Genomic DNA, 15,117 nt, shown 5'->3' with positions numbered 1-15,117 from the left:
CTTGAGGGAGATGTGGACGTCTACATCGTCGCCACCGAGGCGGGGGCGAGGAGATCGGGCATGCGGACTTGCGCATCGCGGCGCTGGACGCGCTCAGGCGGGCGGGCCGAGGAGGCTACAAGGCTTCGCCAGGTCACGGAGGGACCCGATCTGGAGAGGGAGGTCGTCGTGTGCTGGCGCGGCCGTAACCTACAGAAGCGCATCGCGAGCGAATGCAGCAGAAGCCTACACGAGCGTATGATGGGCAACTCCCGCACGAGGCTGCGCGTCCAATGCCTGCCGGTCTCACTGGAGCAGCCGCAGAGCAACCCGCGCGAGCGGCTTCTAGGAAAGTCGCCTGGGCGGCCAGGTCTTACGCCGTAAGATGTCGGGGATGTTTCACGACGCGAGACCTCGTCGTGCATTGCGGGTTGCCTCAGCCCGAACGGTTAGCTTAGTGGTTCGATGGTGATCAGTTTCGGTTTGCAGAGGCGAGGATGAGAAGAACGGTGGGCGGCAAAAAATCCGTCAGGGGCGCAGCCACCGACGCAGTGAACACAACAATCCAACCGTCGCGCGCCAAAATCATCGTTTGCTCATCCGGTAAAGGCGGTAGCGGCAAGACATGTCTAACCCGGAATTTGGCTGTGTTCGCGGCACATGCTGGCTTACGGGTGGCAACCATTGACCTGGATCCACAGCGTGGCCTGACGAACTGGTATGCGGTCCGCCCTGGTGAAGCTGTCGCCATTCCGAACGTAGCAGTACCCTTGTCGAATCTCGACGAGGCCATGCGCCGGGCGGGGGCGCTTGGAGATTTGGATCTTGTCATCATCGATACACCGCCCGGTGTCGACGCATCACCTGCGGAGATGCGTCAGCTCCTCCTGTTAGCTGATTTTGTCCTCGTGCCGACGGGACAAGGAGCCGGCGACCTAAGGTCCGTTGTTGAATGGATGGCTTTCATCCGCCGTGAGCAACGACCGTCTGCCTTTGTCCTAAACCTTACTGTCCGGAGTGCTGGGAGCTTCGATCGTGCCAAGCAGCGCCTCATCGAAGCTGGAGACCTCTGCCCATTTGACATTCGATTGTACGAGAGCATTCGAGTCAGCGATGAGATAGGCCTCGGAGTGGCCGAGATGAAAGGCGCCAATGGCCTATCCGATGTCCGGGGCGTCTTCACCTTCGCTATGAACACTCTCGGACTCAAGGTGCCGAACGATGTCTAAGTCATCCCTAAAGACTTTCTCGGCCAAGGACATCAGGGCCCGGGCCGCTGTGGCGCCTATTGTGTCCACCACCTCGCGTGTCGAGGACTTCGCCGCTACTATCGTCCCCTTGAACAGGCCTGAGGACTATGTCCGCGAGATCGGTAAGCTGTGGGACGAGGCGCAGCGGCGCTTTCTTTCGATTGGACGCTACCTACGGCATGCTATTCAAGCGAATCGCGGCGAGTTCGAAGCAAAAATTTTACCGCAACTCCCATTTGGCCGTGCGGTGGCATATCAGCTTCGAGAGGTCGCTGAGGCTGTGGAAGTGGGCCGCTTTCGGGAGGATGAGCTCCCCCGGAGCTACAGCGCGGCCTATTACCTGACTCTGGTTCCGGAGCAACACATTCCGTTGGCAAGGAGCCGCGGCTTGGTCCGCCCCCAAGCAGCGCGCTCCGAAATTATGCGGTTCCTGGCCGAGATAAAACCTGCGGATACACCGGCAGCAAAGCGGCGGGGCGATCTACTAAAACGCCGGGAGATTCTTCTCCGTCAAATCGCACGAATCCGCAAAGAAATAGCTGACATCGAGAAGGAACTTGGCCCTGAACCTGTGGTCATCGAGGGTCAATCAGAAGCGATTGACTGAATAGCCTAAGTTTGAACAGTCACCAGGGCCCTGGCTAGGCTGCAGGAGTTGTTGCCTCGAAAGGACCACCACCTCAGCCGATTAGCCGGTGAGCTACGCCGCCACGGGTAGGAGGATGGGGTTGGCAATACACCCTCGGCCAGGCGCCACTCGCTGCAGCAGGCCAGTCAGGGAAGGGGCAACCGCCTTTCGCGCCGCCTAAGATTGCCGGAAACACGATTTTGCAAACGGGCAGTCTCAGCCCCGGCTCGGCGCAGCTCGAGAACAGCTGTCCACTCCTCATCGTTCATCCTCCGAAGACGAAACACCCCGGACGCCGAAGGCCCCTCTGGGCTCCTGCGGGAAGCAGGGCAGGACACCACTGGACTCCTGCGGGGCCTACATGCACCGCACTGATTTACCGTGCGGCGGGGCGATCTAAGAGAACTGAAAGCCAGTTGCTCCGGTCGGTCACTGCAAAGAAAGTAAGGTCTCGAGAGTTGCAAATCTGCCTTCGCTTCCGACCCTGCTCGGCTCGGCATTTCTCTTGGACTCTTGCGGGTCCAAGGAATGGCGCAGCAGTTACCCTTGGGCTCTTGCGGGCGCGCTCCCGGCCACGAGGCGCGGCGTGACTGGTGGCCGAGACTGCCGCAATACAAGGCCGTTCGTCTGTACTTCAATGTTAGCGTGCGGGTAAACCGCTGTCGCCACCTTTAAGCTGTCAAGGAAGCGCTCTTTCCAGTGGTCGATGCGCTTGTAGGACGCCCCGAACTGCCCGAAGAGCGCTCGCCACGACACCGAAATCGGCTTGCCCGACGGCAGGACGTGCAGGCGGTAAGCTAGCCAGCAATATACGTCGAGCGCCTGACTGTTGTTCGAAATCGCCCTAATAGCTGATTCTTCGAGCGGGACGGGGTGCCGTCGAAGCTGCTCAAAGAAAGTCTCAGAAAGTCTGGCGGTCTCGACAAAGAGGGACCCCTGGCCTTCAGCTGATGGCTCCTGCACGAACATCGCAGTATCGACGATGTTCTGATTGACCAGCCCAGCGCGGTCTCCCGCGGTGATGTGGAAGGTCATTCGGCACCGAGAGAGCCTCTCGGCCTGCTCCCGAACGTCCTTGAAGCTCTTCCCGCCAATCGGGATCCCAAGGCGTCCGAGCCACGCGTGTAAGCTCTTCCCTAGCTCGATATCACGAGAGCCAGTCCGGAGCGCTTCGCTTTGAAGGAAGAGCAGGATGAGCCGGGCCCGCGAACCGTAGGGCGCTCCGACCCATTCCATACCGCCGCCAGGGATGTTTCGGCGGCCCGGCTCTACTATGAGCGTGACCCGGTCGGTTTCGATCTTCCATGCAGCATCGTCAGCGAGCTTCTTATGAGGCAGGGCTGCTTGGCACCATCCGGAGTAGAGAAACCCCACCCCGGCGTCCTCGTCGGCCATGTACTGGATGGCGGCCTCGATAGCTCGGCGGTCCCCGTCGGTCGGAGCCATTTTCAATGCTCCCTGCCGCCCGTGCTCCTCAATGAGCCGGTGGACCGTCCCCATCGCGCTGTCCTCCACCGCTACCGTCCCAAATCACGCTGGGAACGTGCTCGATCCTGGGTGGCGCGTCCACCTGGACTTCTGCGGGACGGCTATTAGAGCGTTATTAGAAAACTCTATTAGTTATGTCCCGCAGGATCCCAGTAGACAACTTCGTAAGTCATTGATTCCTGATCGGGAGCCTCCCGCATGAATCCTGGGGATGCCCGCAAAACCCCAGGGCCGATCTGTGGGTAAAGGTTCCGACATGGTTCCGAGAAATCGCCGACTCGGAACCCGCAGGAGTCCAGGGGCGGCTAACTGCCCGCAAGAGTTCAGGCCAGCCTATCTATGCCTCAGGGGGTACCACCTATGACCGGGCGTTGAAGCTGGCATAGCAGTCAACAGGCCGCGGACCCTCTGGGAGCGGTCGTGGGGGCTGGGCACGGCCACCTCTGCCGCTCAGCAGAAAGCCGCTAGATCCAGGCACAGTCGGCGGCTCTGGCCCGGCATCTAGGTATAATAACCACTCAATAACGTGCCCGATGTGCAGGGGAGGGGTCTTGCCACGATCGTCTGCTGCAGGCGGGGATGATGGCCCCAAGCGCCCCCTTCAGCAGCCCAGGCGGGCGGTAGTCGGAAAGGAGAAGCACAACCATGCGGTACAAGGGCGGCTGTCTCTGCGGTGCTGTCCGCTATATCGCCGAGGGATCTCCGATCAATGAGCGGATCTGCCATTGCCGGATCTGTCAGAAGGCCCTGGGTGCCGCCTTCAACGCGCGCCTGCTGTTTCGCGACACCGATGTCCAGCTGACCGGCCCGGCGGCCCGGTTCCATTCCTCGCCGGCGCTGGAGCGTGGCTTCTGCCCCGGCTGCGGCACCACAGTCTTTTCGGCGCGAAGGAGCGCGGGCGTGATCGGGCTGACGGCCGGCTCGCTCGACGACCCCGGCCAGTTCCGGCCGGACATGCACTTCTGGACATCCTCGCGCCAGCCCTGGCTGCGCCTCGATGATGGGCTGCCGCAGTACCCCGAAGGCCCCCCCGGGTGAGTGTCGAGCAGTAACAAGGAGAAATGGGCAGGGCCCCCGCGCCATCTTCCGTCGAATAAGTTGTACGGCGCTCGGCATCCAACGTTATCCGAAGTGTAGTGCGCGCAGTGGTGCTGTTTGCGGCGTGACAACCAGCGGATGGTGGTTTCTCCCGACAGCGGGCGCGCAGCTTCCTGACGTGGCAGGCGGGGAGGGGACTTGCGCGCTGGGCCTGCTCCCCCTCGGCGTTCGTCTGAACGCGCATTTCCCCGCCTGTCACACCCTCACATCGGAGCTACCCAGCGCACTGAAGCCGTGGGGAGCTGGGTGGGTGGTCCGTCCTCCCTGGCCTATCTCGTTATAGGTAACCGAGCGCGGGCAGGGTGGCCGTTCTGCTGCTCGCCGCCACGTTGTGAGGGACGACCACAGCAGCGCTCTGGTTGATCGCCCAGTTGGGACTGCGCTGGTCGGCAGAGCTTCCATCGCGAGACCGGAAACTCTGGTTCGATACCGAAGGCCGGGCTGGATCGGGAGGGGCGGAGCTGTCAGCCCTCGCCTACCAGCGTGCCGAGAAGGCGCAGCAGCTCTTGGTGCTCAGGGCCGTGACCCTGAGACAGGAAATCCCGAATCTCGATCAGTGACACGTCACCGCCCGACGCCTGGTTGCGCTGGTGCCGAATGAACACCCGCCCCGAACGAGGCTCCAGAACAAGGTACCATGCGTCTCCATTTGAGCTTACGTAGAGCTCCCTCTCGCGAACTGCCATGGATCAAGCCCTTTCTGTTGGTGCGTGAGGAACTCGTGGTCCAAAAGGACACCGACCAGCGTTCCGAGACCGTGCAGGACGCTGTACGCCGGACGGAAGTGGAGGACGAGGACGATTGGACATTGGGCACAACGTCGGGCAGCAATGGCGCCGGGGTAACTCCGAGGCCTTAAGGCAGCGCATCGAAGTCGACTAACAGGGGGAGAGGGGAGACCCAGCCCCCTTCGCGAAGCATCGCGCAACGGCCTTCGAGAGCGGAGCCGCAAGGGGCGTCAGGTGCAAGGATCGGCGGCTCAGCGCCCAACTCCGCGATCCCAAGACAAAAGGGGCGTGCTCCGAAGCGGACATCGCGGCGATCCCCAGCTCGATCGGATTGCCGGCGGACGAAGTCCTATGGTGTCGGAGCGGTGATCAGCTCCTTGATCCAGCTGGCCAGGGTCTCCATCGCGAACGGTTTGGTTATGACGTGCATGCCGGGGTCGAGGTAACCATGCCCCACCACGGCATTCTCGGCGTATCCCGTGATGAACAGCACCTTCAGATCGGGGCGGCTGACCCGGGCCGCATCGGCCATCTGCCGTCCGTTCATGCCCCCAGGCAGACCGACATCGCTCACCAGAAGGTCTATGCGTGCGTCGGACTGAAGCACCTTGAGACCTGATGGGCCGTCGCTGGCCTCTATCGCGGCGTAGCCAAGGTCCTCCAGCACATCCATCACCAGCATGCGCACCGTTGGCTCGTCGTCCACCACCAGGACCGTCTCACCGAGCCCTGCACGAGGCGCGTCAGCCAGATCGGGAACTACCTCGGGCGGCTCGGCCTCGCCCAGGTGCCGCGGCAGGTACAGGCAAACCATCGTGCCTTGTCCGACCTCCGAGTAGATCCGCGTCTGCCCGCCTGACTGTCGGACAAACCCGTAGATCATGGAGAGCCCTAGTCCGGTCCCCTGGCCGATTGGCTTGGTCGTGTAGAAGGGGTCGAAGGCGCGCTCGATCACCTCGGGCGGCATGCCCGTGCCGGTGTCGGACACGCAGAGCGAGATGTACTGCCCGGTCCGAAGGTCGCGCTCGCGGGCGGCGCGCCCATCGAGCCAGCGATTGGCTGTTTCGATTGTGAGCCGCCCTCCCTCCGGCATGGCGTCCCGCGCGTTGATGCAGAGATTCAGCAGGGCGCTCTCGAGTTGGTTCGGGTCGGCCAGCGTCGTCCACAGCCCGGCAGTCCCGACCACCTCCACCTCGACGGAGGGCCCCACCGTGCGCCGGATCAGGTCCTCCATCCCCGCCACAAGCCGGTTCGCGTCCGTTGGCCTGGGGTCGAGGGTCTGGCGGCGCGAGAAGGCCAGAAGCCGATGGGTCAGGGCAGCCGCGCGCTTGGCCGCGCCCTGGGCGGCAGCGACATAGCGGTCAACATCCTTGAGCCGCCCCTGGGTGATGCGAGTGCTGAGCAACTCAAGGCTGCCTGTAATCCCGGCGAGCAGGTTGTTGAAGTCGTGGGCGATGCCGCCGGTCAGCTGGCCGACCGCCTCCATCTTTTGCGCCTGGCGCAGCTGCTCCTCAGCGAGCATCAGGTCAGTCGTGCGCTCGGCGACGCGCTGCTCCAGCGTTTCGTTAAGCCGCCGCAGTGCCTCTTCGGCCTCCCGCCGAGCCGTGACGTCGCTCGCCGCCCCGAACCACTCCGTGATCTCTCCGTTCGCATCAAGAAGCGGCACAGCCCGGGAGAGTGTCCAGCCCACACCCCCGTCTGCGAGGCGGACCTTGTGTTCCAAGTGGAGGAGGCTCTTCGTCCTGATGGCCTCATGAATGGCTGCCCTGACGCGTGGCTGCTCTTCGAGAGGTATGTAATCGGTGAGCCAGCTTGAATTGGCGGTGGTGGTGTCGGCCAGGAAGCCGCTGCCAGTGAGCTGGCGCATCTCGCGCCAATCCGCACTCATCGAATACAGCACCTCGGATGACGCGCTCACCACGGCTCTCAGCCGTGCCTCGCTGGCGCGCAGGATCGCTACGGTCCTCTTGCGCTCGCTGATGTCGAGCATGGCGCCGATCATGCGGGTAGCGCGGCCGTCCGGTCCGCGAATCACAGAACCGCGGTCCAGCACCTCCGCGTAGCTGCCGTCGGCGCGACGAAAGCGGTACTCGCCCGTCCAGATCGCCCCGGTGCCGTCGATCACGGCGTGAATGCTCTGGTTCACTGCCTCCCGGTCCTCGGGATGGATCTGGGCAAGCCACCACTCCCCGGTTGGCTCTACCTGCTCGGACCGCCAGCCGTAGGCCTCTTCCAGCGCGTCGTTCCAGAGAACCCGATCGTCCCCGAAGCTCCAGTCCCAGATCGCGTCGCGAGTGGCTCGCTGAGCCATGCGGAGGCGCTCGTTGACGGCTGTCAGAGCCTCGCCCGAGAGGTGCTGCTCTGTGCGGTCGCGCAGCATCTTGAGGTAGCCGGTATGGGTGCCCCGCTCGTCCCGGAGGGTCATCATCTCGCCCGAGGCCCAGAAGCGGGAGCCATCCTTACGCTGGTGCCAGCGCTCGTCGATGGCCCTGCCGTCCTTGGCCGCCCGCCACATCTCGGCTTCCGGAACCTTGGCATCCCGGTCGTCTGGCGTGAAAATCAGGTCCGCAGACCGGCCGAGCATCTCGGCCTCCGTCCAGCCCAGGATGTTCGCCGCTCCGGTGTTCCAGCCGGTGACGTTGCGCGCGAGGTCCATGCTCACGATCGCGAAGTCAGTGGCACTGTCGAGGACCTGCCGCCGAAGGGCCTCCGAGTGGGCCTGCTCGGCCCGAAGGCGCTCCTGCTGCGCTAAACTCCGGCGGAGGTTCATTTGGCTCATAACCTGGCGAGCCAGAGTTTTCAGCGCGAACCGCTGCTGGTCGGAGAGCCCATCCGGCCGGGGCTTGGTGTCGAGAACGCAGAGCGTGCCCAGAGGCAACCCGTCCGGTGTTTCCAACAGCTCGCCCGCGTAGAACCGCAGTCCCGGCTCCGAGGTGACCAGAGGATTGCGATCGAAGCGGGGATCTTTCAGCAAGTCCGGGATGACCAGCTCGCCCGGGCTCAAGATGACGCGGGAGCAGATAGAGTTGTCGAGCGGCATCTCGCGCACGCCCAGGCCAATCTCTGCCTTAAACCACTGGCGGTCCTCAGCGATCAGGTTCACCGCGGCGACGGGAGCCCCGAGTAGGTCGGCGGCCATCCGGACCAGGTCATCGAAATCCTGTTCGGGCGGAGTGTCGAGAATATTGTACCGGCCCAGGGCCGCCAGGCGCTCGGGCTCGGTCCAGGCGCGCCCCTGGTTCTGCTCGGTCACGGGGATCAGGCCTTCTCAGAAGCCTTGTTCGCTGGCCGCCTGGCCTTCTCAATGGATCGGGGCGGATCGGCTGCTGTCAGCAGCCGCAAACCGGCTCGGACGACCTCACTAGCGGTTTGGTAGCGCCCGGTTGCTACCTGCGCCTCAATGAAGCGGCGTAGCTCCGGAGTAAGCGAGACAGTCATCGGGTCTGCTGACGGCATACCGCGCAGTAGCATCGCGGTCGCAGGGATGAAATATTCACCCCTGACAACGGCCGGTCACACGTTCGTTCCGCGCTCCCGCACGGTCACGCCCGCCGGGATCGGGGGCGTTCGGCGGAGTGCCAAACGCCACTGCCCTCCCACCAGCGCCGGCCCTAGCACCGCCCGCAGAAGGTGCCAGGGGAGGGCACTTGGCACCAAGTCAGGACGAAGCGCGGGTTTTCAGGAGCATTTCAAGCGCCCGGAGCAGTTGTGTTCTCGTTACCGGCTTTTCCAGGCGCACGCGCTTTCGGTGCTCGGGATCATCGATGATTCGAACGTCGCCCGTCGCGAAGATATAGGGCACGCCGCGCTCGTTCAGCCTGTTAGCAATGGGGTAGGCGGTTTCGCCGCGACCGAGGTTCACATCCAGCACCGCCCCGTCCAGCGCCTTCCCGGGCTTCTCAAGGAGTTCGAGGGCCTGCTCAACGCTGGGCACGGGTCCGATAACCTCCGCCCCCGCTCCACTCAGCCACTCCTCCATGACCTCGGCGATGAGGAACTCATCCTCCACGATGAGGATGCAGCGGCCCGCCAGTGGTCCCTTGGCGCCGGGCATCAGGGTTCAGACTTCATGCTGCGGATCCAGGACGGGAGGGGCGTGCGGCAGCTTCCCCCGGGTGAGAGCCACAATGCAGGCTACTCAAAAGGCAGCTGGATGCGGCACCGCACCCCATCCTCTCCCAGCACGAACTCCGTCCTGGCCCGGAGCGCGTAGGAGAGCGCCCGCTCGATCAGGTGGCGGCCGTAGCCGCGCCGGACCGCCGTGCCAGACGGCAGGTCCACCCCGCTCTCGATCCAGTCCAGGGTCAGGCGACGTTGGTCCTTCTCGTCCCGGTCCACCGTCCAGGTGACGGAGAGCTGTCCCGTGCCATCGCGGAGGGCGCCGTACTTCACGGCGTTGGTGGTCAACTCGTGCAGGGCGAGGGAGAAGTTCTGCACCTGCCGGGCAGTCAGGAGCACTTTCGGGCCGGAGACCACGACCTTGGGCATGCCGACCTCCGTGTGCGCCTCCAACTCAGCGCGGACGAGCGCTCCGACCTCGGCGGTGTCGCTGCCAAACCGGCTCAGCAGCCCCTGAGCCCGGCTCAGCGCCTGAAGTCGGGCCTGGAAGCCACTGGACGCCCCCTCGTCGCCAAGGGTCTTGGAGGCAACCGAGGTGATGACGCCGAGGAGGTTGCGGCTGCGGTGCTGCAACTCGTGCACCAACACTTCCAGCCGGGCAGCGCTCATCCGAGCCTCGGTCACGTCCTTCGCGATCCCGGCCACGCGCTGCACCCGGCCCGCGTCGTCGAGCAACGGGAAGTCAGTGTTCTCGATCCAGCGGGTCTCACCGTCGGACGGTCGCACGATCCTGAAGGCGTTCATCACCCGCTCACCAGCCCGGACCTGATGGATCATGGAGAGCGCCCGCTTCTGGTCGTCGGGATGGATCAGGTCAGCCCAGCGCTGGAGCGTGTCGCCGCTCAGGACCGTCTCCCGGCTCTCCCCGTAGATCGCCTCGAAGGCCGGGCTGAGATACTCGATCTGCAGGGTCTCGGCGTCGCGGACCCAGATCAGGTCGGAGGAGGCCTCGCCGAACTGCCGGAAGCGCTCCTCGCTCTCCCGGAGGCGCTCCGCGGCCTCACGGCGCTCGGTGACGTCCTGGCCGATCTTGAGGAAGCCGAGCAGGGTGCCGTCCGGGTCGCGCAGAGCCCGGGTGGATCCCTCGATGAAGACGCGCCTGCCATCCTTGCGGATGTGCCAGCGGACATTCGGTGCCACGCCCTCCTTGCGGGCCGTCTCCGTCTCCCACCGGTCCTGGCCGCTCTCCCGGTCCTCGGGGGTGAAGGTGATGGCGGCGGGCTGCCCGACCGCTTCCTCCGCCGTCCAGCCAAAGACAGCCTCGGCCCCGGGCAGCCAGTCGGTGATCCGGTCCTGCGGGTCGGAGAGGAGGATCGCGTAGTCGAGCGCGGACTCGACCGTGAGGCGGAAGCGCTCCTCGGTCGAGCGCAGGGTGCTGACCACGAGCAGCCGGTCGATCACCGGGCCGAGGATGTTGGCGTAGGTGCGCAGGAACTGGATGTCGTCCTCGCCGAAGTCGCGCGGCTCGGTGGCATCCACCTGCAACAACCCGAAGGGCTGCCCCCCCGGCCGGAAGACCGGCACGTTCACCAGCGCCACCACCCCGGCCTCCTTCATGAAGGGCGGGACCTCGAAGCGGTCCTCCTTGGCGATGTCCTGGGAGACGACCGGCTCGGCCGCCTCGATGGCGAAGGTCTCAGAAGAGTGCTCCTCCATGGGCATGCGCAGCTTGCCGGCGATGCCGGGGTCCCAGCCAACGCCTGCCCTGACGAGGAGCTGGCGTTCCGCATGCAGGATCTCGAGGATCTTGGCGCGCCCGGTTCCGAGCGCCTCTCCCACCAGCCGGCAGGCCTCGGCCAGGATGTTGTCCAGGTCTTGGGAGCGATTGGCCAGTGCACCGAAGTCCGCGAGAACCTGCTGCCGTTTCATCATCCGCTCGAGGTCGGGCATCGCGCTTCCTGCTACTGACACCCCTGGCCCAGCGGGAGGGATGATGCCTCTACGGCCTGTTACAATCCTTTATGTCAGGACCAACGCTGAAAGCGGCCGAGTGGCTGCCAGCATTCCCCTCAGGCCGAACCCGGTGGCCAAGTGAGACGCGATGACTGGCAGCTTTCTGCCGTCAGTCGCCCAGGAGAGGTCATTCCGTTATCGGCCAGATCCCGCCACCGCGGTCGGTAAGTGCTGAACGCCAGTAATGTTGAGGGGTGGCTATACTGGGCGGGGCATCAGGACCGCGCGAACCATGAACGACGCCTACATGAGGACCCAGGGCGAGGCGCTCGCCCAGCACCTTCGGCTCACGGACGGTAAGTCCGGCTACGTTGAGGCCACCGCTGACGGCTTCCAGGTCTATGTCCGAAAGAAATGGGCGGGCAAGCAGATCACCTCCTGGGACGGCATGCCGGTCGAGTGGCACGAGAATGTCGGTACCCACAAAGCGGCTAACCGCTGACCCAGAGGCACTCCGCCTCGGCATTAGGACGCGGCGTGTCATCCTCCCGTTGCCTGAGACGGCGGCACCGCAGTGTGGCTGCGTGAGGTCCTCTTCGAGACCCTCGCACCCGACCCCGCGCCGACCAGTGGAACCCTGTCGATCAGGCCTAAAAACCTCTCTGGCCAGGCACTCAGGCACGATAAACCTCTATTATCGTGCCTTTGGTGGAGAGAGGCGCCGATTGCCATCAAGGAGGCCCTCCTGGCACCATGAGAGAGGGGACAGGGGCGGGCGCGGCGGCGTCCGTCCGGCTGGCCAGAGAGGGCAGGGGGGCCGGAGACTTGGGCGCGACAGGGACACAGGTTCCAGTGTTTGCTGAGGTTTTCAGGGGCCAGCCGGCGAGGGCTGGCCGGTGACGCCGCCCGACAGGGCAGGGGGCCGGCCACTCCCGCCCGCCGTGCGGCGCCTAGCTGGCGAGGTGGTGGCGCCCGATGCGCTGGCCGTGCTCTCCGGGCCAGTCGGCGAGGCGGTGGCGCGGGCGGCCGGCTATGCCGGCCGCGCCCTTTCGGACAACACGCGCCGGGCCTATGAGTCGGACTGGCGCGCTTTCCTTCTCTGGTGCGAGGCGGGCGGGGTAGTCGCCCTGCCGGCCGCTCCGGTCGTGGTCGCGGGGCATCTGGCGAGCCTCGCCGCCTCGCTCGGCCGCAGTGGGCTGCGCCGGCGCCTCGCCGCCATCGCCCACCAGCACCGGCAGGCCGGCCACCCCTGGGAGACACGGCACCCGGCGATCGCGGCCACCATGCGCGGCATCCTCGCGACTCACGGCAGGACCTCGCGTCCCGCCGCGGCGCTGACCTCGGCCGAGGTCAAGCGCCTGCTGGCCGCCTGCGGGACCGACACGGCCGGCCACCGCGACCGGGCTCTCCTCCTTCTGGGCTTTGCCGGCGCGCTGCGGCGCTCGGAGATCGTCGGTATCGACCGCGAGCACCTGCGCTTCACGAGCGAGGGCATGACGGTGCTGATCCCGCGCTCCAAGCGCGACCAGGAGGGGGAGGGGGCCACCATCGGCATCCCGCGCGGGCTGAACCCGCTCTCCTGCCCGGTGCGGGCGATGGAGGAGTGGCTCCGCCGCACCCGCATCGAGTGGGGCCCGGTGTTCCGCCGGCTCAGCCCCGGAGGGGCGCTGGAGGAGAGGCTCTCGCCGCAGGGGGTGTGGCGGGTCCTGCGGCGTCGGGCCGAGCTCGCCCGGCTCACCGTCGACGAGGCGGAGCGGCTGTCCCCGCACGGGCTCCGGGCGGGGTTCATCACCGAGGCCTACCTCAAGGGCGCGCTCGACGAGCAGGTGATGCACCACGCGCGGCAGAAGAGCATCGCCACCACCCAGGGCTACCGCCGCCGGGCCAGGATCACGAGGGACAGCCCCGCCCGGCTGCTCGACTTGTGAGGCGTGATGAAGGGCCGGGGGCGACCTGCCGTCGGGCGCGCAGTGCCGCGCGTCAGCGGTTCAGGACGCGGCGGCCGTCCTCATACGCGGCCTCGGCACCCGAGAAGCCCTGGGCGGCGCGGGAGACGAGGGTCGTGCCGCGCCAGATGGACCAGCGCCAACTGTTCCGGCCAGAGCCCTCCTTGCTGACCCGGATCTCGACGGGCTCGGGGAGGTCCTGCATGGGGCGGAGCTGTTTCGCAAGCATGGCGGCCCTCTAAGGACGCCGGCGAGACATGCCAAGTCAGGAGAGCGAGACCAGCGCCGCCGCGGAGCCAGGGGAGGGGAGGGTGTCCGACTCACCGGAGCATCCCTGGCGGCCCACCCCCGTGCCGGTGGACTGGCTGTGGAACACCCTGGAGGTGGGCGGGCCCGCCGAGCGGGTGGAGGCGTTCCGGCTGGCTGCGGCCGGCTCGGGCGTGGTGCCCTGGGTGCTGGACCTGGCCGCGCTCGAGGAGGAGTTCCTCCTGCCCATGGCGGGCCCGCAGGACGGGGTGCGGGCGATCAGCCTCTCGGGTGCCAAGGTCTTGGCGCGGCGCCTGCGCGACGCGGCTGCGGCCAACCATCAGGCCGCGCTCGCCCGGATGGGCACGGATAAGAGCTGCTCCTTTGACCTGCACCGGCTCCTGCCCGTGCCGCCCGGCATCCTGGCGCTCGGGCCGGAGGAGGAGGAGAGCAAGAGGTGGCTGCGGACGCACTGGGGCGTGACCCGGCCGCTGCGCCACGTCCAGGTACTCCCCAGCACGCTGGATGGGCGCAAGCGGAAGATGGGCCAGCTGCGGGTCGGCTTCTGGTCGGCCGACTGGTCACCCTGGGCCGCCATCGCCCGGCTCCGCCGCGCCTGGCCAGAGCTCTCCTTTGAGCTGCGGCCGCACTACCCGGGCTCTCAGCAGCAGCTGGACGAGGAGAAGCCGACGCACGCTCCGGAACAGAAGGGTCGCAAGCGCCAGGCAGGGGCTGGGGCGGGGTGACTGAGGCTTCTCTGTCCACCCCAACCCACACAGCACCCCGGCTCAGCGTGGAGGGCTTCGAGGGCCCGCTCGACTTCCTGATCGAGATGGTTCGCCGCCAGCGGGTCGACCTCGGCCGGCTCTCCATCCTGACCCTGACGGACCAGCTGGTGGCCGCCATCGAGAGCGGGGAGGGCCGGATCCCGCTCGAGCGCCGGGCGGACTGGCTGGTCTTGGCCAGCGGGCTCCTGCTGCTCAAGGCGCAGTTGTTGGCCCCGAGCAGCCCGGATGAGGCCGAGGACGCCAGGGCGACCGCGGCCCGGCGGCTGGAGCTGCTCGATGAACTCGCCCGCATGCGGGCCGGGGCGGACTGGCTCGCGGCGCGGCCGCAGCTCGGGCGGGCGACCTTCAGCAGGGGACAGATCACACCACCTCAGGCCCGACCGCAGGCGGAGCTGTATGTCGCCTTCCTGGAGGCAACGCTGGTCCTGCTGGAGGGAAGGGAAGGGAGGGCCACCGAGCCCACGCCCACGTACCAGCCCCGCCCTCCCGACCTCTGGCGCATCCCGGACGCGCTCCGGCGCATCGCCGGGTTGCTTCACCAGCACCCGGGTCAACTCGCCCTGGAGCGCTGCCTACCGCCTATCTCAGCCCACACCCCTGACCGGCAAATCAGGATACGGGCGGCCCTTGCCAGTACCTTTGTGGCAGGGCTGGAGATGGCCCAGGGCGGTGCCTTGCTACTGGAGCAGCATGACCCGTTCGGGCCGATCCACTTGACGGGAGCCCGTGTGCTTAGCTGAGGCCAGTCGCTAGTCGTACGATTTCAGTGCCTCTCCTGAACTGTCCGAGGTGGGTCACCTCGCCGCAGAGAGGTCAAATCTAAACCTCTCTGCTTGCCCATTCCTTGTTGAAAGCCAGGGCTGCCAAGGTACAGATCGCGCCAGAGAGCAGATAAGCGCCCACAGACAGCAACCCGAAACGTGTCGAGAGCACCAAGGCAGCGAGTGGCGCAAA

13 protein-coding genes are annotated in these 15,117 nt (G+C 66.0%); 7 read left to right on the top strand and 6 right to left on the bottom strand.

Features of this window, described 5'->3' with window-relative positions; translation table 11 throughout:
• The first annotated feature begins 476 nt into the window (after positions 1-476).
• A complete protein-coding gene (locus FHS87_RS19030) occupies positions 477-1,208 on the top strand; it encodes a ParA family protein (RefSeq protein WP_184520976.1) in 732 nt (243 codons plus the stop codon).
• A gap of 61 nt (positions 1,209-1,269) precedes the next feature.
• Complete coding sequence (locus FHS87_RS19025; RefSeq protein ID WP_184520975.1) at positions 1,270-1,836, top strand: hypothetical protein; 567 nt, start codon at positions 1,270-1,272, stop codon at positions 1,834-1,836.
• 561 nt (positions 1,837-2,397) lie between these two features.
• Here FHS87_RS19025 and FHS87_RS19020 read toward each other — a convergent pair.
• Positions 2,398-3,372 (bottom strand): replication protein RepA, encoded by a 975-nt coding sequence (locus tag FHS87_RS19020; protein WP_312862046.1) that lies wholly within the window; start codon positions 3,370-3,372, stop codon positions 2,398-2,400.
• A gap of 618 nt (positions 3,373-3,990) precedes the next feature.
• Between FHS87_RS19020 and FHS87_RS19015 the strand changes: the two genes are divergently transcribed.
• Positions 3,991-4,383, top strand: coding sequence for a GFA family protein (locus FHS87_RS19015; RefSeq protein WP_184520974.1), 393 nt, complete (start codon positions 3,991-3,993; stop codon positions 4,381-4,383).
• A 1,137-nt stretch (positions 4,384-5,520) separates the two neighbouring features.
• On the opposite strand, the gene FHS87_RS19005 is transcribed toward FHS87_RS19015, so the two are convergent.
• From FHS87_RS19005 to FHS87_RS18990, 4 genes are all read right to left on the bottom strand, one after another.
• Positions 5,521-8,424, bottom strand: a complete 2,904-nt coding sequence (locus FHS87_RS19005) for a PAS domain-containing protein (protein ID WP_221300140.1) — start codon at positions 8,422-8,424, stop codon at positions 5,521-5,523.
• 5 nt (positions 8,425-8,429) lie between these two features.
• A complete protein-coding gene (locus FHS87_RS19000) occupies positions 8,430-8,609 on the bottom strand; it encodes a type II toxin-antitoxin system ParD family antitoxin (protein WP_184520972.1) in 180 nt (59 codons plus the stop codon).
• A 220-nt stretch (positions 8,610-8,829) separates the two neighbouring features.
• Entirely contained in the window at positions 8,830-9,225 is a 396-nt protein-coding gene (locus FHS87_RS18995; RefSeq protein ID WP_184520971.1) for a response regulator, read from the bottom strand.
• Between the two features lie 80 nt (positions 9,226-9,305).
• Positions 9,306-11,180, bottom strand: a complete 1,875-nt coding sequence (locus tag FHS87_RS18990; protein ID WP_184520970.1) for a PAS domain S-box protein — start codon at positions 11,178-11,180, stop codon at positions 9,306-9,308.
• A gap of 295 nt (positions 11,181-11,475) precedes the next feature.
• Here FHS87_RS18990 and FHS87_RS18985 point away from each other — a divergent pair, with 295 nt between their 5' ends.
• Positions 11,476-11,685, top strand: a complete 210-nt coding sequence (locus FHS87_RS18985) for a hypothetical protein (RefSeq protein WP_184520969.1) — start codon at positions 11,476-11,478, stop codon at positions 11,683-11,685.
• Positions 11,686-12,124: 439 nt separating this feature from the next.
• A complete protein-coding gene (locus FHS87_RS18980; RefSeq protein WP_184520968.1) occupies positions 12,125-13,111 on the top strand; it encodes a tyrosine-type recombinase/integrase in 987 nt (328 codons plus the stop codon).
• A 52-nt stretch (positions 13,112-13,163) separates the two neighbouring features.
• On the opposite strand, the gene FHS87_RS18975 is transcribed toward FHS87_RS18980, so the two are convergent.
• Positions 13,164-13,358, bottom strand: coding sequence for a hypothetical protein (locus FHS87_RS18975; protein ID WP_184520967.1), 195 nt, complete (start codon positions 13,356-13,358; stop codon positions 13,164-13,166).
• A gap of 82 nt (positions 13,359-13,440) precedes the next feature.
• On the opposite strand from FHS87_RS18975, the gene FHS87_RS18970 reads away from it, so the two are divergent.
• Positions 13,441-14,121: a hypothetical protein gene (locus FHS87_RS18970; protein WP_184520966.1), complete on the top strand. Its 681-nt coding sequence runs from the start codon at positions 13,441-13,443 to the stop codon at positions 14,119-14,121.
• Entirely contained in the window at positions 14,118-14,903 is a 786-nt protein-coding gene (locus FHS87_RS18965) for a segregation and condensation protein A (RefSeq protein WP_184520965.1), read from the top strand. The genes FHS87_RS18970 and FHS87_RS18965 overlap by 4 nt, the downstream gene beginning before the upstream one ends.
• Positions 14,904-15,117 lie beyond the last annotated feature (214 nt).

The sequence above is a fragment of the Muricoccus pecuniae genome (genome assembly GCF_014199205.1).
In the GTDB taxonomy this organism is placed as follows: Bacteria; Pseudomonadota; Alphaproteobacteria; order Acetobacterales; family Acetobacteraceae; genus Roseomonas; species Roseomonas pecuniae.
This window is presented reverse-complemented; position numbering and strand designations above follow the sequence as displayed.